Origin of the sequence: Gordonia sp. UBA7860, from assembly GCF_002500165.1 — a bacterium.
Lineage (GTDB): Bacteria > Actinomycetota > Actinomycetes > Mycobacteriales > Mycobacteriaceae > Gordonia > Gordonia sputi.
In genome coordinates, this window is record NZ_DLSO01000050.1 from 1 (window position 1) to 23,686 (window position 23,686).

Sequence of the window (23,686 nt, forward strand, 5' to 3'; positions counted from 1 at the left end):
GTTGCGCATCATCATGAGTGTTGTTGTCGCGGCGTGTAGTTCGCGTGTGGTGGCGTCGGCGTCGATATAGATATCGCGCAACTCGGCGAGGAGGGCGGGGAGTGGGGGCATATGTCCATTATGTGGAGAACATGTGTTCGAGTCAAGGGATTCGCGGAAGGAGGTTGATCGAAATCGACTGTGCACCAATAGATTCAGAAACGGCAGAAGGGCGGTAGTCCGATTGTAGCGGCGACCTCTGACAGAAACGGGGCGTCGAATTGGGTTATCCACAGCCGACATCGAAGTGACACCGGCAGTACACAGCCAGACGTCAACCACCAGCGCGAGAGTGACACGGCCGCAGCCTGTTACACGTTCCAACCGCAGTAATACTCAGTGCGGAAGACGCCACGAAACACCGGCGCGAGCCTCGACCACCCGCCAGAACAAGCGGTTACGACCCGCAGTCGGCGACGCTGGTGACGGAGAGCAGATCCGCGACCGGTACACGGATCGTTGTCTGTGTGCCCGACAGCTTCAACGGAAGGCCTGCGGCCGGAGCGGTTTCGGTGATCTTCCCGCAGAGTGTGGCACCGGACCGCAACGTGACGCGGACCTGTTCGGTGGCCTGGGGCTCGGACGCCGGGACCAGCCACCACGCGACGACGCCCACTCCGAGCGCGATGAGCGCCCCGGCGACGAACCTCTTGGCGGTAGTGATCTTGTCGGCCGAGCCGATCGCGACCGCGACCGAGTACGTGCGAATGGAGCCGTACTTCTTGATCACCTCGGTGTAGTCGACCGAGTCCAGCCCGGGTGAGCTCGCCGACTGTGCCTTCCACAACCCGATGATCGCCAAAACTATCCCCGCTGCAAACGCGATGACGAGCACGTAGATCCAGGGAGCCGGAATCTTCTGGGCGTCGGGTCCCTTGATGATCAGCAGCGAGGTGATGAGTGCGATGAACCCGGCGAGTCCCGCCCGCCACTTCTCCGCGGTCGCCGTCGCACGCTCGATGCTGTTGTCCAGCAGAAGATCCCACGCGGCCAGGTTCGCGGCGGCGTCGGCGGGCGGAGGCTGCGTTGGCCGGCGGTACTTCGCAGGCTCGGGCTCCGAAACGGGCGCGGCGTCGTCAGTCATCACGGTTCTCCGGCTTCACGTCGGCCCGGAACCAGATACCGCAGCCGTTCGAAACGCCCTTCGGTCGGCCGGGATGTTTTCCTTCGCAACGGCATTGGACGTCGACCGACTCGTACTCGACCCCGTCGCCCGAAGAGTCTGAGTCGGCTCCGAGGCTCTTGGCTCCGGCGGGGAGAGGTGCGGTGTAGGTGGCGTTGAATGCGACGTCGTGCTCGCAGCGTGGGCATGTACCGGATGCCGTGGCAGTCCGAATCCTCTTCTGCTTCACCAGGTCCACGCTGAGTGTGCCCTCGATCAACAGGTCGAAAGCCTGGATGGTCCACTCGAACGCGTTCTGGTCCTTCAGCGTGTACGGCATGTCGGTCAGGGTTCATCTCCTCACCACGTTCCCAGCACGGTGAGCGGTGCCCACCGAGACAACTCCCCGCGGCGAAGATCCGGGTGTCGCAGCCATTTGAGAGTTGCAGACTGCAGTGCTCGAGGCAAGGGTTGTGCAGTCGATTCGTGCAGAAACCAGTTGACGAACATCGAACTGGGACCGTCGTCGAGCATTTCCGACGAACTCGCGACGACCGCGCGCGAGCCCCGGGCAAGGGCGAGCGTCGCGATTGACAACGGGTCGCCCGCACCATGATCGGGGGAGTGCGACCCCCAGCAGGAGATGAGTGCCAGCACTCCCGGTGGCGACGCTCCCAGCATGTCCGCGGGTGTCAGCGCGGTGTGTACGTCCAACTCGATGTAGTGCACCAACTCGCGGACGGGTCGCCCGTGCGCGACCGCGATCACCATCTCGTCCGACGATCCGCGGAGGATGGCCGCTCGGCAGTCCTGAGCTGTCGCGAACTCGGCGCCGCCGACCACCCCATGCGCGTCCACCTCGGGACTCTTCCAATGCCTGACCCGTGCGTCGACCACATCGCGTAGGCGCCCACCCGCCTTGCCGATCATCGTGACGGATGGACTGATGCACGACGGGTTTCGTTCACCGAGAAACAACTCGTTCGACGCCGCGCGCACCGGCAGCGCTGCCCACGGCACCGCCCACAGACTTCCGGCGGGAACGATGACCAGCGGGGTGTCCGATGGCACGATGGCGAACAGATCCGGGTGCAGCACCTGATGCAGAATCGCGACGTCGTCGGGTGTCGCCTTCAGGGACAGCCCGTCGCGATAGAGCTCGACGAGGAGGTCCCACGCGGCGTCGTCGATCGGATAGATGCTGCTGTACATGTTGCCGGTGGCATCGAGGAGAAGCATGGCGATCTCGTGTGGTTCGCGCAGCGGTGCCAGCAACAGTAGCCACGAGTCGCCGAGATCGACGCGCTCCCACAGGTCGTCGATCGACGCCGGATCGAAGGGGGAGTACAGCGCGGCGAGGGCGTCGTCGAAGTCGGCGCGCGCGAGCGGCGGCAGCGCCGACCGCACCGCGATACCACCGAGCATGCGGGTACGGTCTTTTCGTTTGCTTGCGTGGGCGTCGGCTTCGAGAACCAACTGCGACATGAGTTGTGCGTCAACGGTGTTCTCCGGCGCCGCTTCGAGCAGACCGGCGAGGCGCCGGCCTACGACGGACTCGAAGACGGAGATGAAGGCGTCTGGGCGCTGTGCGTCGACGGCGGCGAAATCGACGAAGGCTGCACCGAGGTTCGACAATGCCTCTGTGGCTTGCGATGGTCAGCGTCGTTCAATAGGAGGCAAGCCCGCGCAAGGCGACGCGCGGCGAGGCGTAAACGACGCGCGTAGTCGACGTCGTGAAGAGCAGGTGGCCATACGCTCTGGGCTCGACGAACAAGATTTGTGCGCGCACTCGATTCAAACTGCGTTTAGTTCGCCGCACGGCGTCGAAACCTCATCGAGGAGAGAGTCATCCGGCTTATACTCAGATCCTGCGAGAACATCAGCTTTTGCCTCCGCGATGTCGGCGTCTTCCACTGCGACACTCTCGCGACGCGCCGCGAGGAATCCTGCTGTTGCGGCAAGCTCGCCCACTGTATTCGCCGTGCTGCGATAGATGCTCCTTGATTCATCGAACGCATGCTGCGCTGCGGCGAAATCACCCGCGTATCGCTCACATACTCCGATGTACCGGCGGAACACCGCGGCCGCCCAGGAGTGCTGAAGCGACTGATGCGGTGACTCATGAAGGAAGGTTTGGCCGAGCGAGGTGAGTTCAGCGGCTATACGTCTGGCCCCGCCAGAGTCGAGGGTCCTTGCTCCGCAATCGAGGTCAGCGATGATGATCGATGCTGCGGCGAGGGCGCCCCACGAGATGGAGCCAACAGCTGTGAATGCGTCACGGGCGTACGTAAAATGCTCGCGAGCACGGACCGGTTCGGATCGCACGATCAATTCGCCTGCCCAGAAACTGCATTCAGCTGCCACACGAGTGTACCCACGGCTGATCGCATAACTTATGCCAGCAGCAACGTCAGGTGAGTTCGGCGCATTGAATAGGTAGTGGAGTCGAATCTGTGCTACTTCTGATGCTGCTATTCCGTAGGTGTCATCGGCGCTGCCGAAGTAGTCGCGCGCTTCCGCGATTTCTTGAATTGCTCTCACATCGCCCTGACGGTCCAAAATCAGAGCACGGGTATAAGCGCACCATCCGTGGCGAATATCGCGCTCGGGGCCCTCAATCGAAATGGCCGCCTTGTCTGTGCGATCAAGATCGTCCAGTACCGCCGGTGTGTCATGCGGATACGCGAACAAAGATGCGCGAGCCCGCTCATAGTAAGCGCGCGCGAGGAGCTTAGGGTCCAGAGTCGTCTGGGAAAGCTCGAGCGCACTCTGCGCCAAGTCGAGCGACTCCATTCCGTCCGGACTCGCGCCCGTGCGTCGGATTATCATGCTTGCCAAACACAGTGCCTCGACGCGAACGCTTGGTGCCGATTTGGGCGAGTTTCCGATGGAAGCGAGATCATTGACGAATTGCGGTGTCTCACTGATGTTGAGCTTCGATTGCCGGTAAACGAAAGTCACGATCAGGGCGGGGCAGTCGATGAGCGTGGGATCGATTGCATTGGTCACGCGGGCAGGTGGACTGGCATGTTCGACGATTCGCTTGTAGCGTCGAACCCTCTTGTCGTCCTTATCTGTGACCCACGTCAAGTCTCCGGATTGGGTAAGTTCACGAAGTGTGCGGGAGATGACGGTGACCGGAGAACCAACGAAGGCGCTGATCGACGTAGGAGTGTCTATGCCAGCGTCGATTGCTAACAGCACCTTCTGTCGTAGTGGCGTGCTCGACGGCGTGCGCGCAGCCGCGGCTGATGTCGTGCTGTGAAGGTGCTGCCGAAGAAGTCCCAGGAGTGTGGTTATCGGTACCGACCACTCATCGGCTATATCGGCACCCTTACTCTTGGCGGAGCGTCGCGCGTCTTCGAGCGTCTCGACGGCATCTTGGAGAATTCGCGTATCCGTTTCGGGCGCATCTATCAAGTCCGAAACCGCTTGCCCGAGAGCGGAAGCGGTCCTCATATCAACGCTTCGGGCGAGTAGCCGTGGTAGCAACTCAGCGAAGTCAGTGGCTGGTGTAGCTGACGCCAGGTCGTTTGCGGTCATACCACGTATAGTACATGTCAAGTACCGTGTAGCAGTGCAAGATGCCTTGGGGATCTTGCACTGCCAAAATCACACGGTTGTAATACGCCTCGTGGAGGTGTCAAAAATCGCTACCTCAGTCGGTGAGGAAAAGTTGTGGCGAGCGATTCGTTTGGCGTGCTCTCTTGCGGGTAGTACGACGATAGTCCCGGGATCGTGAAGGTTTCCTGTGATCCACTGAGACGGGTTGTTGGCCAGGACAGTGGTTGTCTGGGTGGCTGCCAACAATCCGTCTGCGACGGACACGAAGCCACTGGTCTTGCCCGTCATGTTGCAGACGATGAGGAGCGTGGGCCGGATTCTGCGCAGAATCTCTTGAATCGTTGCGTTTAGCAGGTCGGAGCAGATGAGCACAGCGACGCTGTAGTTTTTGCCGTGGTAGAGGGTGATCTGATGAGAAGCTTCGATGTCTTCGGTGTGGATGGTGCCGGCAGCGATCAGTTGGAATACGCCGGACTTACTGTGTGAGCCGTCGCCGAGGCGGTTGGGTCCGTGCGGAAAGTGTATTTTGACGGAGTTTCGCTTCTTTCGATCGGTGTCGATGTGATGATAGCTTCCCGACACTACAACCCGAAGTCGCGAACGGTAGGGATTACTGTCCAGCGCCTTTCCGAGGCGGGCGCGTAGTTTGATGTTTTTGCCGATCAGGTAAGTGCTCAGGCGGCGAACAATGTGTCGATTGGCGACTAGTTCGGGAAAGACGACGATTCCTGCGTCTGCTGCAAAGGCTTTCTCAGTCCCCGCCTTCATGACAGAGTACTGAGTCATAGGATGGGATGGGCGTATGCCGAAGAATAAGTGGGCGTCTCGTGACTTATACCATTCTCCAAGATTCAATTCACTAAAATCTCTGTTGGGTTGTATTATCGCAATGCGAAGCCCGTTTTCTCCGATCGCCGTGTCGAAATGTCGACCGCGCGTTCGGTCGATGCTCACTCGGAATGGGGAGGCTAATTCGTTTCGCCACAGTGACAAGCCTGTCACTGCTGAAGGATTGAACTGGTCGAACCGCTCCGGCGAGGGGCTCTCGGATAGATCATGGGGATCATAAAGCGCTAAGCAGCCCTGAGCGTGGGTGGGGAACGCGCGCATATCGACGAGGTCGTAGATTTCTGCGCCATCGGGGCTAAATTCATTGGCTTCAAAGGTGCCGTTGAGGCCAACGGCGATAACATTCGCTGCATGCCACGCGGCCAATGGACTGTCAGATGATTTCGCGATCAACTCTGAGAGCTTCGAGAGGACCGGTACCCGTATGGTTGAGGCGATGGTCAGGCCAATGAGCTGGGTAATCTCAGGAGCTACGTCAAGCCTGCGCACTGCAGCAGTATCAAACGTATGCCCGCTCGCAGTGCTACGTGTCGCGTAGATCAGGCACACTTCGGCGACATCAAGGGCGGTGACGACGTGGTTCTCAAGTGCGTGTCGAAGGGAGTCCAGGTGAGAATCGGACAAGGAGACTCCTTCGGGTGCGGCACGAAAGGCTAATCCTATCTAGCGCAGTGTGATGCAGAGCGGCAAATCGCAGAGGATGCCAGCAATTCGCCGTATCGATCGGGGGTCTGTCGCCATAGACCTGTTCACTTCGCAACAGAACATCAAGGCGGTGTGCACCAGATGAGACGGGTACTCAGCCATCCGACGGTCCACCCACGCACCGCTCGATAGTCCCGTCCACGAGCGCCGCGATGTGGTTGCGGACGTCGTATCGAGCGGCGTAGGCATTCCACACCGGCAGCACCCGCGCCAGCGCGGGGTAATCATCTTCGACGCTGCTCGGTTCGACGGTCTCCAGCCACGGCTTCTTCTGGTCATACGCGCGGTTGACCTCATGCCATTGCAGCTCGAACCCGATGAGCGACCAGACCGCGCGCCAGAGGTCGTAGGCCTGCTCGTCGGATAATCCGGTCTCGTTGGCGGTGGTGATGAACGTGTCGATCATCTTGTACGGCGGAGCGCCGGTACTCGCACCCTGGTGCAGCAGCTCGGGGAGCCACGGAATCGCTGCCAACCCGGCGTACGTGTCGTAGAGCTGGGCGAGGAGCCGATCGCGCGGTCCGCTCCTGGGCGCGTGCCACTTCACGCGACTCGTGACCTCGGCGATGACCATCGACAGCAGCTCCGGCTTGCCGCTCACATAGTGATAGAGCGCCATGGGACGCAGATCCATCTCCTCAGCGAGGGACCGCATGTTGAGCGCGCCTGCGCCGTCGCGGTCCAGAATGCGGATCGCGGCGTCGATGAGGCTTGCTCGGCGTTGTTGCGGGGTGACAGTCACTGAAACAAGATTCACACAGTCGACGACGTGGCGCCACTACCTGCAAAGGGTTCTACCAGCGACAACAAGCGAGTAGCAGCCAGGGCTGGCCACTAGCGGCCATCGGTGCAACACGGTGGAGTTTATGCGAAAGCTACAGAGATGCCCGCCCGCTGCTTAGTCTTCGCCGTTTGCGGAAGAATTGAAATCGGGACATATCAAACAGAGCGTCTCGATTCAGGTGCGGATTCTTTTTGATATTAAGTGTACGCACATCGAGGTTGTGGATATTGCATCTGGGCGAACGACCTTGCGTCCTGGAAGCTTCGCTCCCCAAGCGCAAAAAGAGAGCCTACCAGCATATTCAGCGCCAGAACGGTATCGCACCAACGTGAGTGCAGTGCCGGCCCGACGGTGCATCAGCGACCGTATGTATGGGCCGCCTCAGGTTACTCACAGGTACGAATTGTGCGATTGGTTGGCTCGGGTTATCTTTCTCGCAGCGACACAATGTGGCGTCGTACGCGTAAGAAATCTCGCAACGTAACCTTCAATGAATGGGGATCAGTCGTGCTTCGGTCAAGGCCGGGGGAAGCAAGGGGGACAAGTGGTAAGCCGCACTCAGGGCGTACCAAACGCGGCGACGGTGCCGTCGATCAGTGCGGTCACATACGTCAGCACGTCGTAACCGGACGTGAACTCGTTCCAGTGGGGCACCAACCTCGTCACGGTCGGCAGGTCTTGCAACGCATCGGGACTGATCGTGTGATGCCACGGTGTGTCGTCGGGGTACGAGCGGGTGGCGTCGTCCCATTGCAGCTCCGAGCGCAGCAGAAACCACACCGATCGCCACAGTCTCACGGCGTGCGCATCGCTGAGGCCGAGCTCGTTGGCCGCGGTGACGAACTGTTCGGCGAGGATCAGTGGCGGGATTCCGATGCCTGCGCCTTGTCGAAGAAGATCGGCCATCCAGGGGATCGCCGACAGCTTTCTGAAGATCTCTGCGGACTGGTTGAGCATCCGGGTGCGCGGGTCGCCGCGGTGGATCGTCCAGTCGATGTTCGACGCCACCTCGGTGATCACCATCGACAGCAGCGCCGACTTGTTGGGTACGTGGTAGTAGAGCGTCATGGGCTTGAGGTGAAGCTCTGCCGCGAGGGTGCGCATGCTCAAGCCGTCAACACCGTTGCGATCAAGGATGCCTATCGACGCGTCGACGATGCTTGCGCGACGCAGGGGTGCCTCGGGATTCATCCGACACATCGTTACCCATGCCTGCACGGATACGCCAGTACAGATAGTTGCCGGAAGTAATGAACCGGCGACCGCGAACCCAGCAACTACGCACTCTCGTCGAACATCGTGTAGTCCAAGCGGATGAATCTCACTCGATCGGTGTTTCGTACACGTGCGGTTTACATGCACGAACCCGTTCGGCAACGCGCGCAGGTCACACTCGGCGGGCCGTTCTTGTCGGTGGAATCTGTTGTAGTGCAACCATGTTGAGCGAAGTTGGTGAGCGCAGTCACAGTGCTTATTGCGTTCCACGAGGAAAACGTCACCCCCGAATTGTGGCAAACCTGAGAGCAACGTATGTTTCTCGTACGCGTGCGAAACACTCTGAACGTATGCGCTCCACCGTCGGGGTTGGTTCTGTCTGCAGTACCTCACGCTTCAAGAAGGAGAGGGAAGTGTTCCTTCGACGTGTCGACTCCGATGCATGCTGCACTGAGCAGCGGGCTTCGTTCTCGACTGGCTCCGGACGGCTGTCATGACCGCCGAACGCGACTTCTCATTGGGTGACGAGGTCGACTTCGCCAGCGTGACGACGGCGGACTCGCCGCGCGCGTGGGTGAAGGCATACCTGACGCGGGTGAGCTGGAGCGATGCCCTCGTCGTGACGGTGGTGGTGCTGGCCGCGCAGATCTTCCGATTCGGATCCGACGACCCGCTGCGCCCAAACGGCGGATGGGGTTTGCCGGCGACATTCGTCTCGATCGCGCTGATCCTTTGTTGGTTGGGCGCGTTGCGTGCTTTTCAGTCGCTGGACCGTCGCATCGTTGGAGCGGGACCCCAGGAGTACAGTCGCGTGATCTCCGCGTGCCTGTCGGTCTTCGGCGTGCTGGCGATGCTCGACCTGATGTTCCGGCTCAACATCGCGCGAGGCTTTCTGCTGGTCGCGCTACCTGCCGGCACGCTGGGCCTGCTGCTCAACCGCTGGATGTGGCGCAAAGACCTGATTCGGCAACGCACCAAGTCGCAGAATCTCGAACGCCTGCTGGTGGTGGGAGCCGTCGAGCCCTCCAAGCCACTCGTCGAGCGGCTACTCAAGAGTCCTTCGCTCGGATACAACGTTGTCGGCGTCTGTCTTCCGCCGAGCCGACGCGGGACGCCGGAAGAACTCTGGGTGGCCAAGCGCATGGTCCCGGTCTTCGGCGACTTCGACGATGTGCGCGACGCCGTCCAACACACCGGCGCGACGACCGTCGCAGTCACCAGCGCAGAGGCTCTCGGCCATCAGGCCATGCAGGATCTCTCCTGGGAACTCGAGGGCATTTCCGTGGAAATGCTTGTGGCGCCGGGAGTTACCGACGTCGCCGGCCCGCGGATGATGGTGCGACCAGTCGCCGGCCTACCTCTCCTGCACATCGACAAGCCGCGCTATGAGGGAGCGAACAAGTTCCGGAAGGGCTTCTTCGACCGGTTCGGTGCGAGCGTCGCCCTTGTGCTTGCGGCGCCGGTGATGCTCTGTGTGGCGTTGGCAGTCAAGCTCGATTCGCGCGGGCCGATCTTCTACAAGGCCACGCGGGTGGGACTCAATAACGAGCCGTTCGACATGTGGAAGTTCCGCTCGATGGTGCAGGACGCCGACCAGAGGAAGTCGACGCTGGCCCACCTCGACGAGGGCGCCGGTGTGCTGTTCAAGATGCGCGACGACCCGCGAGTTACTAGAGTCGGCAAATTCATCCGCCGATACAGCCTCGACGAGCTGCCCCAACTCTTCAACGTGCTCGGCGGATCGATGAGCCTTGTTGGCCCACGCCCGCCGCTTCCCGATGAGGTGAAGAAGTACGACGGTCGGGTGTCTCGACGGATGCTTGTGAAGCCAGGAGTTACCGGCCTATGGCAGGTGTCGGGGCGATCCGATCTCACGTGGGAAGAGTCTGTGCGGCTTGATCTTTCGTACGTGGAGAACTGGTCAATGATGCAGGACCTGCTAATCGTCTTCCGAACGGCGCGAGCGGTAGTCCGGCAAAGCGGCGCATACTAGCAATTCTCTGTCGGAAAGTAATACTCCTAACCTCTAGACATATATGAGAGCGAGTGGATTGTGGAGCGAATACGCTCGGCCAACAAGAGGTCTATCCAGAGCAGAGCAAGACCCAAAGTTGCCCACGTAACCGAGGCGCTTGGAGGAGGAGTGCAAACTGCGATACAGCAGTACATTGCAAACTCGCCGCACGCAGACCACGTACTCATCGCAAGAACCCGAACTGATTCGAAGGTGGTAGACGAAAAAGGAGTCGTGCAAGCTGTACTCACGGCAAATGCTGGAGACGGATTCGCAAAGTTCGCGAAGAATGCGTTGAAGGCCTTAAAGGCGGTGGATGCAACACATGTTCATCTCCACTCGAGTTTTGCGGGGCAGCTTCGCCACGTGCTAAACCCCGCAAACTACGAAATCATCTACTCACCACATTGTTTCGCGTTCGAGCGCTGCGACATAAACGCCGTTCAGAGATCGAGTTACAAGATGCTCGAACGCATCGCATCTAGTCGCTATCCGCACGTGATTGCTGGGGTTAGTGACTACGAGAGGCGAACTGCGAGTGCAATGAGCAGAAAGGTAGAAGCAGTCGAACTACCAAACGTTTTTGGCGAACATAACGCCGAAGTGTGTGCTCTACTCGCTACGAGGATTCAAAACCCACCACGCCGAATTGCAACAGTGGGTCGTGTGGGTCGTCAGAAAGCTCCAGAGTATTGCGCCGAGGCCGCGCGATTGCTCGATGACCAGGGAATTGAGTGGGTTTGGGTGGGTGACGGTGCCCCCAAAGAGGTGGCTCGGCTCAGATCTGCAGGTGTCAGAGTTACTGGCTGGCAGCCGCGTACGGAAGCGTTCAGGGTCCTCTCGGAATCCGGCCTCTACGTGCACACGGCAGCCTGGGAAGGAGCGCCGATGGCATCCCTCGAGGCACGAGCCAACGGCGTTCCTGTGCTAATGCGTCGAACCCGGACTACTGCTGGTCTGCCGTTCCAGCATTTCGGCGGGGTCAATGAGTGTGTGGCCGCGATCCGGGATTTCTTCGAGGACCAGCAGAATAGAGAAAAGATGATCGACCGTGAGATCGACTATATAAATCACCTCAAGGAGAGCAAAACGAACCAGGCCGCTGTATTGAATCGTTTGTACGCGATATAGCACGTCAAATGGAGAATGGGCTACCCTTGAGAGTAATAGTGCCAGGACGAATCATCGAAAGAAACGTCGGCGGCAATACTACGTACACGCGAGCGCTTGCAGACGGACTCACCGCGCGTGGAGTGGAGGTGAGTGCTATGAGGTGGGGCAAACATCCACCGACAACAGCACTATACGAGGCGTGCGAATCCCTAGGTCGCGCACCTGACACCGTTCTACACTTTACTGCCGACACTGGCCCAATTCTACGAACAAGAACACCCTCAATTGTCACTGTACACGGGATTGCATCCCGCTGGATCGATGGCGTACGCCGGAAGCCGGCGGAGAAAGTTTGGCGAACAAGGGTATCGAGAGCTATTTCTTCGGCAGATGCGGTCGTCACTGTTTCCGCGTCCAGCGCAAAAGATGTTGCGGCAGTCTTTAACATTGACGAGAAGGCGATAAATGTAATTCCGCATGGAATAGACTATGAACGGTTTTCCCGTCCTTCTGGACTATCCTTACAGGCCGGGAGTGCCGTTCCGCGAGAATTCATGCTATACATCGGGAATATCGAGCCCCGTAAGAACGTGGACGCGCTTTGCGAGGCGTTCTCCAGCCAAATAGTGCAGAATCTGGGCATACAACTTGTGATTGCCGGTAGACCCGCCTGGGCATACGGGCAAACGATGCAGCGTATTTCGAATACTCCCGGAATCATCTACCTCGGTGAAGTCAGCGACGAGGATGTAGTAGCGCTACTTCAACGCGCTAAACTATTCGTGTTCCCGAGTAGGTACGAGGGATTTGGTTTTCCAGTGTTAGAAGCGATGGCGTCCGGCTGTCCCGTGCTCACGACCAGGCGAGGGGCTCTCAACGAGGTAGCGGGTCCCGCAGCTACGGTCGATGACTTGGACCCAGAAGCCATCGCCGAAGGGATCGTAGCTTGCCTGGCGGATGAAGAGTGGCTAGATGCGACAAGCCGGAGCGGTCGTCTTTGGGCCCAAGATTTCAGCTGGGATAGAAGCGTAGAAAGTCACCTCGAACTGTATAAGCAGGTACTCAGATGAAACGCATATGCATACTTCACGCGTACAGTCCGCTGAATTCCGGCGACGGGCTGCTCGTGCAGGAAGCGGTGGATCTGGTTCGCACGGCGGTCCACCCAGACGTAGCTGCTATAACTCTCGTAGCCGTTCACGCAGAATCATTTTCGCACGACGATATCGAACTAGTTACTTCACTGCCCCGCTCGGGTAAGCAGGCTTCTGAGTATGTGCGGACTATCTGCAATCTATCATCTTATGACATTGTTGTCGGCGTCGGTGGCGGCTATCTCCGGTTCGGAACGTGTCAAGAATTTCTGAAGACCGGATTGGTGCATATTCCCCAGCTCCTGGCGGCCGCATACTCAAAATCGTACTCGGTGTACTTACCTCAGAGTATTGGACCGGCGCCGCGCCGTAAAAACAGCGGCCCCACTCAACGAGTTCTAGCATACCTGCTCTCAAAGATCGACTTAGTGTATGTCCGAGACGACAAATCGCAACAATTTGCGCGAGGAGCACGAGCAATACGGTGTTCCGATATGGCGATTCCGCGCATAGCCGAGACCGGTAAATGGGAGGGAACGGCGCCGCGGACCCCTGCAACCGAGCCTGTTCTCAGTGCGCGGATGATCGATGGCGAGATTCCGCACTTGGTTGTCGATCTTGCAGCGAGTCTGCCTAGCTACTATGTCTACACGCAAAGCACCGCGTCAGGGAACGACGACCGTAATGTCAGCCTGGCACTTATGACGGATCTCGGCGAGGTGTCCCACGCCCAACTAATGTCGCCTACGCAGGCACAGCCCCGTGTGGTCATTGCCGTACGTCTACATGCGGCGCTCATGGCACTGGCTGCTGGCCACTACGTAATACACCTCGGCTACGAACGCAAAGGTTGGGGCGCGTTTAGCGATCTAGGGCTGGATGACTATGTTCACTCGGTGCGTGATTTCTCCGTGAGCCGGGTGGCTAAGCAAGTCGAGGCACTTCTGTATGATCCTGGAGAACGTGAGCTGTACTCCGAACGGGTGCAGAGTTCTTTAGGCGGGGTTGCGGATACCAGCAAAGAGCTGGTCGCAGCACTAAGAAGGACAGAGGCAGCGAAACGTGCAGCGACGTAGCATCTCGGATGACACCCGCGAGGCGAGGAGGGGCGGGCGCAAGGAACTTTCATGGGCCCTCAATCCAGCAACAATCTATGTTCTGGTTTGCGCAGCCTCCCTATCGGCCGCCGCGATCGCCTCTCAGTCAGCTTGGTTTGACACCACCGATCAGATCGCGCCTCCGCAGGCGTACTTGACTATACTCGGATACTTGTTGGTTGCCTCTGTACTAGGTTGGCTCGCGGCCTACTCGTGGCCCCGTACGACCCGGTACATCGCTCCTGTGGAGTCTGATCTAGGAAGACAGTTAGTCTATTCACGCCTAGCGGTAGCCACTCGATTGTGCGGGATTCTGGTTGTGGCAGCCTACGGCCTATGGGTTCTACTCGCAGTCTATAGAGGGATGACTCCCGGAGTGGCCGTATCCGTACTAGAAGGTGACCCGGCCGCTCTCAGGACGTCTCGATGGGCACTTACACCACTTTCAGGGGTAACCTCCCTTGTCGCACTCGGGGTACCAGTCGCGGCGGTGTACGCGAGTGGAGTAGTCCGAATGCGAAGCCCGGACTGGGCGGTACTCGCCGTAATTGGGTTGGGAAGCTTGATGCGGATGTTTCTAAACGCGGAGCGTCTCGCGCTTATTGAAGTGCTGATTCCTGCTGCGTATGTGTTCGCGACGGCGGGCAAGGTTTGGGGCCCGCTTAGGCGGTGCGGCGCTGTTATTGTTGGCGGGAGCGTGGCGGTCCTTACGATCTTCGCGGTGGGGGAATACCGACGACCGAACTATATAATTGGAGCGCAGTCCCAGAATTTCCTAGGCTACTTGAGTGACCGCATCGGGGGATATTACCTATCTGCCGTATCAAACGGCTACTACTACCAGTCCCTCATTAACAAGCCCCCGGCGCCCTCGTACTCGGCGGACGCCTTTTGGAAGTTCCCGGGCGTAAGTAGCCTTGTCACGCCTGAAACGATATACGGACGCGATTCCCGGTCGGAGTTTCTTACGATGCTCCGATCGCAGTTGAACCCCGAACTCAACACTATCTCCACACCCGGAGTGCTGGTCGCTGAGCTAGGATTGTGGCTCGCGTTAATCGTTACCTTCATAACGACCTTCGCGATCGCGCTAGCTTGTTGTCAAGTTCGCACCGCCAATATAGTGGCCGTTGTTGCATGCGGAATCTTGATTGTCGCGGCACTTGAGTCGGCAAGGTATCCGTACCTCGTGCAGAGCAGGTGCCTCATCGCCTTGGTTGGGTGTTGGGCAATACACAAATGGACACATTTCCCACCAGCGGGCACTGTCGGGTCTCGTTCAATTCCCTCAATGTCGCAGGCCCGATAAAGTGATACGGCGTCTAAGTCGCACAGCGACAGGGATAGTGATGAGTGGGGCTGGTGCCGTTATCCCGATTTCAGTAGCCTATGCGGCCCTACGTATCCCCAATATCAACGCAGGTGCAATTGCGGGCGGCCTTGCTGCTGCAGCCTTCTTCGGCCAACTCGGAAACGCGTTCTTCGTGGAGGCTCATTTGCTTGTCCAGAACAGGCGTGATAGAGCTCAATATCTGCCGTCATTGTTTGTCGTCCTCTCGGTCCCCGCCCTGGTTGCTTGTGTCGTCGGCATGTACTGGATGCCTGTGTGGGCAGTCGGATTCACGTACCTCGCAGGCATTCTCGAAGTTAGTCGGATGCAATCAATTGTTCGCAATAAATGGGCCGGGGAGGTGCTTCCAACGGCATTGGTGGTTGGTAGCTCAGTAATCACTTGCGTCTGTCCGAGCACTACCGTATTGATACTTGTACTTCCCCTTATGATGTGCGTGGTCATCGCACTAAGGTGCAATGTCAAAGTCTGGATTCCTTTTTCCGCACCATCGAAACAGGGGTGGTGGGTTGTTGCTGAAGCCGGTGCATCATCGTTCACTCAACCCGCTATGACGTTCGTGATAATGTCAGGTCTGGGTCCCGTAGAAGCACTGGTCTACCGTCTGGTTGGTTCGATCACTAATCTTATGTCTCCGATATTGGCATACATTCGGGTAAGGCTACTGTCACATAGGTCGCGGGCCGATTTCATATTTGGTGTCCTCCTAGTTGCGTTTGCATGCGTCGCTATTTTTGTAGCTGATCTTGTAGGACTTCTTCCGTATCTACTCGGGAAGCGGTGGCATGATGTGGGCCTGATTATTTTGATATCGGCCGTCATATGGAAAGCGTCCTCCTTGCTTTCAGTATGGCCGTATGCCGCGTTGCGGCGGCATGGTCGGGCACGCCGGGTCTTCTGTATCAGAATTGTCAGTTCCGTCCTGTATTTCGCTCTAGCGTGGGTGGGAATGGAGATGAAGGGTGTCGCAGGAGTTTTTATCGGATTTGCCGTTGCGGAGGTAGTTTCATGGGCCATTTACCAGATAAACCTAGTATTTGTCGAACGGGCATCGCCGTGTCAACAATCGGTCGGGAGCGCGACTTGATAGCACTCCTGGAATCCATTCCAGAGTGCTCGAGCATTCTGGTCGCCATTTCATGGCAAGGTTCTAGCGCACCCTCTAGGCATCTCAAAAGTATTCTAGAACGAAGAAATGTTCGACTGACTTTCAACAATGGTGGAGCAAGCGTGGGTAGGAATGCAGCTGTTTCGAATCTTGGCGGGGAAGTCGACCTTCTTATGTTCCCGAATGACGATACCGTGTACTCGGATGCCTTTTGGGCCGCATTTAGCAGTATCGACTTCTCAAATGTAGACGCCGGGCTATTTGCCCTGCGTCATTCGAAGTTCGAAGACTCGCCTTCGCGGAGGGGGTTGCGCACTTGGAATGGATCGAAGATCGGGCTTACCCGAAGCGTGCTGACTGCCGCGCACGAGCCAGGAATGATTGTTCGTTATCAAGCCTTCCGCACGGTCTCCGGATTCGACGAGCGAATAGGTGTGGGTAGCCCAACGTTCATTCAGTCGGGCGAGGGTTCAGATCTTCTCGCACGGCTACTTTTGAAGGGATGCAGGGTACGCGATCTATCGGGGGAGTTGTGGGCATCTGAATCGGATCAGGAGCGCGGCGATCTGCTTGTTGCTAAGCGACTCCGATACGCGGCCGGTCCTGGGTACGTTCTAGGGCGGCATCGTTGGTTACCGTGTTCGACGCTTGTTCTTCTGCGGGTGATTTTTGGTGCGAGTCTTCGTTGTGGAACGAAAGGAGGTAGGGCCGTTGTCCGAGGATACTGGGCGGGAAGGTCGGCTTCTCACAATTGTGCCTAGCTGTGACACATATGAGGCACATTTCGGAAAATTGGACGTTGACCCCGTTCAGCTTGCCAACGGGTCCTATAGAGGAACGTGGATATCGCAGTATGCGGCCATTCTTCAGAGGTTCGGGATAAGGGTTCGCTTGGTTGTTCCGACTTTAGGTGAAAACGTCACGTACGAGGGCTCGCTTCTGACTCTAGTTTTGGTCCGAGCGTCCTTGTGGTATCGGCTGGCTGCACGTTTGGGTGGGCGCTTGAACCGCAGTCGAGCGCGAGTCGTGTTTTCGGCGTTGAGCAGCCTGTGCTTGCGCGATCAGCTAATCCAACAGAAGTCCGACTGCGTCTATCTCCAGGAGTACGCGACCGGGCGTTACTTGTATTTGTCGCGCGTGTTGACACAAGCAGGTGTGGCTCACGTCGGCGCGTATCACGGGACTTCCGTCGCGCAGTTGGGACCGTGGCAGCGAGCTTTCAGTCGGGGGGTCCACCGTCTGTCGGTGCTGACGACAGAGGAAATGAATTGCGTCTTGGAATCGCAGATTGAAGCTGATGTTTCTCTTATTCCGAACGCTGTTAACTCGCTTTGGTTCGAGGCACGCTCAACAAGGTCTCAAGATGGATGCGCGAGTATCGTGTGGGTTGGCCGAATGGAGAGGCGTGCAAAAGGTCTGGCTCTTCTGCTATCTATTGTTGAGCGATTTTCTCCGGAGGACGGCTATCGCTTTATAGTTGTGGGCGATGGCCCGGACAGGCATTGGTTCGAGTCCTGTGTGATTTCGGCAGGGCTGGGGGAGTTGGTGTCCATCATAGGGAGAATCGACTCTGCGGACGATCTGGCTGAGGTTCTTGCAGCGAGCGTCGTCGTGCTGAACACGAGCAGTGTGGAAGGATTCCCGATTTCAGTACTCGAGGCAATGTCTGCGGGGTGCGGGGTCGTAGCAACCAATCTCCCTTATGTTGCCACAGAGTTGCGAGGAGCTCCGGCTGTCGCAAGTTATTCTTCCGGTGATGCGGGAGCGGCAGCGCGACTTATTGTTGAAATGAGTAGAATGATGCTAGATGAGGATGTCCGAGCTGCGCAGCGCAGCTGGGTGCGCGCGAGATTCTCTGAGGATGTCTTCGCCGCCCAGATTATCGAGTTTGCTGGCCTTCCGTATATTGATACGTGATCGGCGATACTTCGCAATAGTTAGTCTTGTCCAGGGAATCTGAGGAGGTAGTTATGGAAATTGCACGTGAAGTCGACCAGTCAGATTCAGCGCTACGTAAGGTTATGGGAGTTGTGGCGCGTCGCTGGTGGATTGTAGCGATGGGTGGACTGATTGGTGCAATGGTAGGCGTTGTATCAAGTCTATTTTCGCCGACGGTATACGAGGCGCAGACTTCGTTGTATGTGACTGCCGGTGACGATGCTAGCTCAGCAAGTGCCGCCTATCAAGGCACAATGGCTAGTCAGCAGCGGGTGCTTTCATACGGGGACTTAGTTCGTTCGGACTCGGTGTTGGAGGGGGCGTTGGAGCGTTTGCCGAGTACGGGGTTAGCCGTCGACCAGCTCCGGAGCTCGGTGCGTGCAAGTTCCCAGCCGAATACGGTTGTGCTAACTCTGTTCGTTACGAGTGAGTCCTCAGAGAAGGCGGTGCAACTCTCTAATGCGGTCGGTGCGTCTCTTGTTGAGAACGTATCGGCGTTGGAGTCGTCGCCGACGAACAGGCAGCCCTTAGCTAAGTTGACAGTTGTCACTCCGGCGAGTGGTGCGGTTGTGATTTCGCCGAACAGGAAGCGGAACCTTGGTTTGGGCCTTCTGGGCGGTTTAGCTATTGGTTTTATCGCGGTCATCATCGCGACAAAGCTGGATAACCGTGTTGGTTCGGCCGCTGACATCGATGCTCTGGTGGCGTTGCCGTTGCTAAGCGAGGTTCCTGAGTCCAGCTCGTTAGGAGTCCACTCGCTCGTTGATTTCAGCGTTGGTGGAGACGCGGTTCCGGAGGCATTTCGACGGCTTCGTACTAGTCTATTATATTCCAGTGTTGATCGTCTGGTAAGATCCGTGCTGGTCACAAGTGGTAGCGCTAATGAGGGTAAGACTACGACCGCGCTAAACATGGCCGCTTCGTTCGCGGAGCTCGACAAGAGAGTTCTTTTGATCGAAGCTGATCTGCGTCGTCCGTCCTTTTCGGAGAAGATTTCGCACTCCGGTGGGGCAGGTTTGACGGATTGTTTAGCTGGGCAGGCTGAGTTTGTTGACTTGGTAGCGGAACTGCCAGGGGCATCTATTTGGGTACTGCCTGCAGGCTCCCGGGTCGGAAACCCGAGTGAATTGTTAAGTTCTGACAAAGCTAGGCAATTATTTGCGCAACTAGTGGACCAATTTGATTACGTCGTTGTGGATTCTCCGCCTGTCTTGCCGGTCTGCGACGCTGTGGTCCTTGCTCACTTGGTTGATTACACGGTCTTCGTTGTATCGGAGCATCGAACTAAACGTAGCGAGCTTGTGGCAAGCGTGAGCGCGATTCGGGGTAGCATTGGTGACAGCGGCTTTGCGGGTGGTGTCGTTCTTAACCGGGCAGACTCTCGTGGTATGTCGTATGGATATTACGGCTCAAGCTCTGACAGTTCCTCGTCGCTGTCAAGTGTCTCAAGTCGAACCGGTATTGTCTGATATTCGTGGCGGCGCCTGATAAGTCGTCAACTTGATTGGTTCACTGCGGGGAGTCGTCGCGTGCATTCCTGGGTGTGTGTCTGTTTGCCCATGGATGGCGAGGTGAGCTGTATTGAATTTCTCGGATCGGTTTTGTGGGTACGGCGTCCGTTTCCTTTAGTCATTGACGACGCCCATGTGGCGCTCGGTTTGAGGCGGTGCTTGCCCTGGGGTTTCGGCGTGGGCGATCTATTCCGAGCAAGCTGGAACAGACATTCTCGGAGTGGCGTTATCAATTAGCGGCTGCACCGGAACCCGCGCCGCACCAGGCTCGCTCGGTTCGGTCAGTTCGAATGTGAGGGTGGCAGTCTCCCCGGGCGGCACGGCGACGGTGGCCTCGAATGCAGGATGGCCGCGTTCCGTCGACCCGATGACCTGGACGGGTTGGCCGTCGACCTTTACACTGGCCACCTGAGCGCCCGTCGTCGTGAGAAGTCGGACGGATGAGATCATCGACCCCTGCGGAACGTCGGTGGCAAGCCCTGGGAAGAAGCCCATCTTTCCGGCGACGTAGTCGGGGAGTCCGGAGGCGTCTTTTAGCGTGTTCGTCAGTTTGATTGTCGCCGTGGACTTCCGGGTGCCCGGAGTGCAGGCTGCAGCCGTGTACTCGATCTGCCGCTTCAAGTAGTAGTCCATCTTGTTGCCGCCGAGGTTGTTCACGACGAACTGCGCGTAGGGTGCCCGATCGTTGGGAATCACGTTGGCCAGCGGTGTTGTTTCAAGCTGCTTCTGGATATCAGGCGTTGCGCTCCATACCGAGATCCGGTGTTCGCTGACCCCGTGTCCCAACGCGCGCAGCACCTCTTGCGGAGACTTGAGTGGACCGGTGAGCTTCTTGACCACCTCGATCGCGATGCCTTGCAGGTATGCCTTTCGTGCAGCCTGATCGTCGGGGTAACGGATGTAGGCTGTCGACTCGGTAAGCTCGACGACGTTGTCTTTGGTGATCACCTCGGCGTCTGGCATCGTCACCGGTCCGGTGGCGCCGAGGATGTAGCTCAGAGCAATAGGGTCGAGCGCGACGACGCCGTCGACATCCATGCCGGACTGCTGCTTCCACATCGATTTCCAGATCTGCGCGGCGTAGGGAAAGTGCGCGCTCTGATTGCTGTTTCGGAAGTCGGTGGTGGGGCGGGTATATCCGTATTGCTCTTCGTATTCCGGGCCAAGGGATATCGGAGTGAACGCTTTGTTGAGCTCGCTGTTGGCGCCCAGGTCGTCGACTGTGGGTTTGCCGTCGTCGAACCGCAGGATGCCGAATCCGCCCAGCAGGCCGCCCGTGCCACGAGCTTCAGCGTTCGTTTGGAATGCCATGAAGTACGTGCGGGGGCCGTCGGCGCCGAGCATGGCCGGCGCGATGTTCGCGGCGATCGACGTGTAGTTCACCAGATGCGCAACATCGGTTGTCTGCGTTTGCACCTGCGACCGGGCGTCGCCGAGCGAGGAGACGAAGTGAGGGTCTTGGATGGCCTGCGCATCCTTGTCGAGTCGGGTTGCGGCCGCGGAGATCTTGGTGAGCGCGGGAGCCTCGCTGCGCAGTGCTGCGACGTCGACTCGGCCACCTGCGAGGAGCGAATCGGGAGCGACGCTGCCGCCCAGGTCCGCGGTGGGCTTCAACACCTCCGAGGTCAGACCCAGCGCGACGTCGGAAATCTGTTGGGCTGTCCGCAGCGGGCTGCCGAGCCACGGCACCGCCGCGGCCACGTTCCAGGAGACTGAATGCGTGGTGTCGCTGGCGTCTTGCGCGTGCTGCTGGGCTTCGCCGGCCAGCCGCGACGCTGAGGACATGTCCTCGTGCAGGAGTGCATCTTTGGATTGCTGCGAGAGGGTGCGTGCCTGCTCGAGGCTGGACTTGGCCGACTGCGCCTGGACTACGAGCCAGACGCAGTACGCGGCGATGATGACGATGACGGCCACGCCTGCGAGCACAAGATTCCGGCGTCGGAAAGCCGTGCGTCCGCTTCCCGGTTTGTTGGTGGTCGAATCAGAATCGTCGGTCGAGTCGTCGTGATTTGCCCGACGCGGGAAGAGACCCACTCAGCTAGTTCCCCTGCACTCAGGCGTCGAAAAACTTCGACGCGAAACAAAGACGAAAACATGTGTCCATACGAAGAAAGACTCGCCGGTCATGCTGAGTGCATGACCGGCGAGTCTGTTCTACGACTGATTAGGAATGGTACGGGCCGACCTTGGTGATGTTGGCGATGACGTTGGCGATGAAGGTGAATATTCCGCCAATTCGACTGAGGCCAAACGCTTTGAAGATCTGGCCGGTCCTCGTGAGTGCGACGTACGTCGTGGTACCGACGATGGTGGCAACGCCCTTGGCCCAGTACGCGGGGCCCTGGCGGAACTGCGCACCCGCGGTCTTGAAGCCTTCGATCAGATAGCAGCCGAGTTGGTTCGGCAGGCAATCGCTGAGGCTCCGCGCGGCGACGCTCGGAGCGGCTGCGCTACGCGCGGTGGCAGCGCTGACCACGTAGGGCACACCCTTGGTGATCATCGCGACCTGCGCCGGTGCGGCGTCGGCAATCGGGGCGGAGTGGACAACTGCCGGGGTGAACGCCGCCGCCGTGGCGATCGACGCGGCAGCAACACCGAGCTTGACCCTCGTCGAGAAGCGGCGTTCGGGTGCGAACGTGGACGCGACTGCAGTAGCCATCAGGCCTCCTGTGTACTCCAAAGTGATTAGGCGTCCACATCAATGTGGAGCTCCCTTAGCGCGAGCTAAGAATTGCCTCATAGATTGTCACGGCAGGTACTGGTTGTCAACACGGAAACCGCCCGCCGCCTGGTGTTTTCATAGATTTGACACTGGAGTTGCCGACGGTCAACCGTACATGTGCGGTATGACAACTCAAATCCGCAGATGTGAGGGTTCTGGGCGTCGGCGATATGGCTCTGGCGTGTGGGCCGACGGCCGTGGCCCGGGGTTGGGGGTGGGGTGCTGGCTTCGACTCGGCTGCTCGCTGCGCTCGCGGCCGGCTCAACCAGCGGGAGGGCTCAACCAGCGGTTGGTCGGCATCGCGGCTGGTCGGCGCCTTATCCAATCTGTTGCATTATCTACGCCTTTCTGACGCTCGGTGCTGCCCGTGTGACAGCCACTCGGTGCCTACCCTGCAACTAAGCCGACAACCCGGGGTCCTATGCCGAAGGGGTGATCGTCGTGGCGCAGCAGCATCGCGGAGTGATCGCAACAGTGTCGGCCGCCCTGTGCCTACTCGTCGCGCTGGTGGGCTGCGGTGTACAGACGCAGTCGGGTACCGCGGTCCCAGCGCCCCCTTCGCCGAGCGACCACATCCCCGCCGACTTCAACACGACGTTCCGGTGGCTGGCTGGAGACATCCTCGATCTGTCCGGCCCGGAGGGTACGTTTGTGCGGGCTTTTGTCGAATCCTTCGAGATCGCGAATGCCGCTCAATCAGCGAGTTGGGGGTATCCCGGGTTTTCCGACGCGGCGCCGTCGAACATTGCGCAGATGTTGACCGTCTACCCGTCGAAGGTGTCGGATGCCACGCCGTCGGTGGGGACGGTGTTCTTCTCCCCGCTGCGTCGGGAGGACTCCGCGTTCGGGACGCGAATCGTGCTGTGCCGCTACGGGTATTCGTCGGTGCGCGATGGGAGCGGAACGTCGGCGTGGAGTTCTCGGGTTGATACTCCGCGGCCCGTCGAGATCGACTTCCGGCAGCAGGCCGCCGCACCGCCGATCAAGGTGCGTGGGACGCAGCGCACGCCGGGCGGTGATGTCTTCGGTGGGTGGTATGCGTCGCGGTATGACTTCGCCGCGGTGTATCCGACGCCGACGGCTGACCAGCAGGCCTGCGCGTCGAATGTGCCTGCGGCTGTGCCGAATCGGGCTGCGGCCCGCGGGGAGCGGCCGTGGGCCCCGATGAGCCCGAGCCCGGGGTGGTCGGCGCGCGCGGATCTGTGAGCTGGCTTCGACACGGCTGCTCGCTGCGCTCGCGGCCGGCTCAACCAGCGGGTCCGGTTCGACCGGCGGGGAAGCTCGGCCGGCGGGGGAGGCGCTCAACCAGCGGGGGAGGGGTGTGGGCGCGGGCGGATTTGTGAGCTGGCTTCGACAAGGCTGCTCGCTGCGCTCGCGGCCGGCTCAACCAGCGGTCCGGGGGTGGTGGGCGCGCGCGGATTCTTGAGCTGGCTTCGACTCGGCTGCTCGCTGCGCTTGCGGCCGGCTCAACCAGCGGGGA

18 protein-coding genes are annotated in these 23,686 nt (G+C 59.0%); 9 read left to right on the plus strand and 9 right to left on the minus strand.

Going from position 1 to position 23,686, the window contains the following annotated elements; all coding sequences use genetic code 11:
• Positions 1-436 precede the first annotated feature (436 nt).
• The 7 genes from B3T59_RS07310 to B3T59_RS07340 form a co-directional block, all read right to left on the minus strand.
• Positions 437-1,123: a hypothetical protein gene (locus tag B3T59_RS07310; protein ID WP_287001871.1), complete on the minus strand. Its 687-nt coding sequence runs from the start codon at positions 1,121-1,123 to the stop codon at positions 437-439.
• Positions 1,116-1,481 (minus strand): hypothetical protein, encoded by a 366-nt coding sequence (locus B3T59_RS07315; protein ID WP_287001872.1) that lies wholly within the window; start codon positions 1,479-1,481, stop codon positions 1,116-1,118. Before B3T59_RS07315 ends, B3T59_RS07310 begins: the two co-directional genes overlap by 8 nt.
• A gap of 20 nt (positions 1,482-1,501) precedes the next feature.
• Positions 1,502-2,776 (minus strand): hypothetical protein, encoded by a 1,275-nt coding sequence (locus B3T59_RS07320; RefSeq protein ID WP_287001873.1) that lies wholly within the window; start codon positions 2,774-2,776, stop codon positions 1,502-1,504.
• A 159-nt stretch (positions 2,777-2,935) separates the two neighbouring features.
• Positions 2,936-4,684: a hypothetical protein gene (locus B3T59_RS07325; RefSeq protein WP_287001874.1), complete on the minus strand. Its 1,749-nt coding sequence runs from the start codon at positions 4,682-4,684 to the stop codon at positions 2,936-2,938.
• A 69-nt stretch (positions 4,685-4,753) separates the two neighbouring features.
• On the minus strand, positions 4,754-6,178 hold the full coding sequence (locus B3T59_RS07330; RefSeq protein WP_287001875.1) for a hypothetical protein: 1,425 nt from the start codon (positions 6,176-6,178) through the stop codon (positions 4,754-4,756).
• A 175-nt stretch (positions 6,179-6,353) separates the two neighbouring features.
• The gene (locus B3T59_RS07335) at positions 6,354-7,001 is read right to left on the minus strand and encodes a TetR/AcrR family transcriptional regulator (RefSeq protein ID WP_287001876.1); all 648 of its coding nucleotides are present in this window, start codon (positions 6,999-7,001) and stop codon (positions 6,354-6,356) included.
• A 600-nt stretch (positions 7,002-7,601) separates the two neighbouring features.
• On the minus strand, positions 7,602-8,234 hold the full coding sequence (locus tag B3T59_RS07340; protein ID WP_287001877.1) for a TetR/AcrR family transcriptional regulator: 633 nt from the start codon (positions 8,232-8,234) through the stop codon (positions 7,602-7,604).
• 517 nt (positions 8,235-8,751) lie between these two features.
• Between B3T59_RS07340 and B3T59_RS07345 the strand changes: the two genes are divergently transcribed.
• The 8 genes from B3T59_RS07345 to B3T59_RS07380 all read left to right on the plus strand — a co-directional run bounded on the left by B3T59_RS07345 (position 8,752) and on the right by B3T59_RS07380 (position 19,442).
• Positions 8,752-10,251 (plus strand): sugar transferase, encoded by a 1,500-nt coding sequence (locus B3T59_RS07345; RefSeq protein WP_287001878.1) that lies wholly within the window; start codon positions 8,752-8,754, stop codon positions 10,249-10,251.
• A 60-nt stretch (positions 10,252-10,311) separates the two neighbouring features.
• On the plus strand, positions 10,312-11,403 hold the full coding sequence (locus B3T59_RS07350) for a glycosyltransferase family 4 protein (protein WP_287001879.1): 1,092 nt from the start codon (positions 10,312-10,314) through the stop codon (positions 11,401-11,403).
• A gap of 137 nt (positions 11,404-11,540) precedes the next feature.
• Positions 11,541-12,455, plus strand: coding sequence for a glycosyltransferase family 4 protein (locus B3T59_RS07355; protein ID WP_287001909.1), 915 nt, complete (start codon positions 11,541-11,543; stop codon positions 12,453-12,455).
• Positions 12,452-13,555 carry a polysaccharide pyruvyl transferase family protein gene (locus B3T59_RS07360; RefSeq protein ID WP_287001880.1) on the plus strand — a complete coding sequence of 368 codons (1,104 nt, stop codon included), beginning with the start codon at positions 12,452-12,454 and terminating at the stop codon, positions 13,553-13,555. Before B3T59_RS07355 ends, B3T59_RS07360 begins: the two co-directional genes overlap by 4 nt.
• Before the next feature lie 535 nt (positions 13,556-14,090).
• Positions 14,091-14,885 (plus strand): hypothetical protein, encoded by a 795-nt coding sequence (locus B3T59_RS07365; RefSeq protein WP_287001881.1) that lies wholly within the window; start codon positions 14,091-14,093, stop codon positions 14,883-14,885.
• Between the two features lie 40 nt (positions 14,886-14,925).
• A complete protein-coding gene (locus B3T59_RS07370) occupies positions 14,926-16,014 on the plus strand; it encodes a hypothetical protein (RefSeq protein ID WP_287001882.1) in 1,089 nt (362 codons plus the stop codon).
• Positions 16,015-17,280: 1,266 nt separating this feature from the next.
• Positions 17,281-17,952 carry a glycosyltransferase family 4 protein gene (locus B3T59_RS07375; protein ID WP_287001883.1) on the plus strand — a complete coding sequence of 224 codons (672 nt, stop codon included), beginning with the start codon at positions 17,281-17,283 and terminating at the stop codon, positions 17,950-17,952.
• 53 nt (positions 17,953-18,005) lie between these two features.
• Positions 18,006-19,442, plus strand: a complete 1,437-nt coding sequence (locus B3T59_RS07380; protein WP_287001884.1) for a polysaccharide biosynthesis tyrosine autokinase — start codon at positions 18,006-18,008, stop codon at positions 19,440-19,442.
• A gap of 228 nt (positions 19,443-19,670) precedes the next feature.
• On the opposite strand, the gene B3T59_RS07385 is transcribed toward B3T59_RS07380, so the two are convergent.
• Entirely contained in the window at positions 19,671-21,518 is a 1,848-nt protein-coding gene (locus B3T59_RS07385; protein ID WP_287001885.1) for a DUF4012 domain-containing protein, read from the minus strand.
• Between the two features lie 130 nt (positions 21,519-21,648).
• Positions 21,649-22,143 (minus strand): hypothetical protein, encoded by a 495-nt coding sequence (locus B3T59_RS07390; RefSeq protein WP_287001886.1) that lies wholly within the window; start codon positions 22,141-22,143, stop codon positions 21,649-21,651.
• Positions 22,144-22,638: 495 nt separating this feature from the next.
• On the opposite strand from B3T59_RS07390, the gene B3T59_RS07395 reads away from it, so the two are divergent.
• On the plus strand, positions 22,639-23,412 hold the full coding sequence (locus tag B3T59_RS07395; protein WP_414652076.1) for a hypothetical protein: 774 nt from the start codon (positions 22,639-22,641) through the stop codon (positions 23,410-23,412).
• Positions 23,413-23,686 lie beyond the last annotated feature (274 nt).

What these genes read in the sequence shown, in the direction of transcription:
- B3T59_RS07310 (WP_287001871.1), bottom strand. Translation starts at nt 1,123, where the DNA reads ATGACTGACGACGCCGCGCCCGTTTCGGAGCCCGAGCCTGCGAAGTAC.
- B3T59_RS07315 (WP_287001872.1), bottom strand. Translation starts at nt 1,481, where the DNA reads ATGCCGTACACGCTGAAGGACCAGAACGCGTTCGAGTGGACCATCCAG.
- B3T59_RS07325 (WP_287001874.1), bottom strand. Translation starts at nt 4,684, where the DNA reads ATGACCGCAAACGACCTGGCGTCAGCTACACCAGCCACTGACTTCGCT.
- B3T59_RS07340 (WP_287001877.1), bottom strand. Translation starts at nt 8,234, where the DNA reads ATGAATCCCGAGGCACCCCTGCGTCGCGCAAGCATCGTCGACGCGTCG.
- B3T59_RS07345 (WP_287001878.1), top strand. Translation starts at nt 8,752, where the DNA reads ATGACCGCCGAACGCGACTTCTCATTGGGTGACGAGGTCGACTTCGCC.
- B3T59_RS07355 (WP_287001909.1), top strand. Translation starts at nt 11,541, where the DNA reads ATGAGGTGGGGCAAACATCCACCGACAACAGCACTATACGAGGCGTGC.
- B3T59_RS07360 (WP_287001880.1), top strand. Translation starts at nt 12,452, where the DNA reads ATGAAACGCATATGCATACTTCACGCGTACAGTCCGCTGAATTCCGGC.
- B3T59_RS07365 (WP_287001881.1), top strand. Translation starts at nt 14,091, where the DNA reads ATGCGAAGCCCGGACTGGGCGGTACTCGCCGTAATTGGGTTGGGAAGC.
- B3T59_RS07370 (WP_287001882.1), top strand. Translation starts at nt 14,926, where the DNA reads ATGAGTGGGGCTGGTGCCGTTATCCCGATTTCAGTAGCCTATGCGGCC.
- B3T59_RS07380 (WP_287001884.1), top strand. Translation starts at nt 18,006, where the DNA reads ATGGAAATTGCACGTGAAGTCGACCAGTCAGATTCAGCGCTACGTAAG.
- B3T59_RS07390 (WP_287001886.1), bottom strand. Translation starts at nt 22,143, where the DNA reads ATGGCTACTGCAGTCGCGTCCACGTTCGCACCCGAACGCCGCTTCTCG.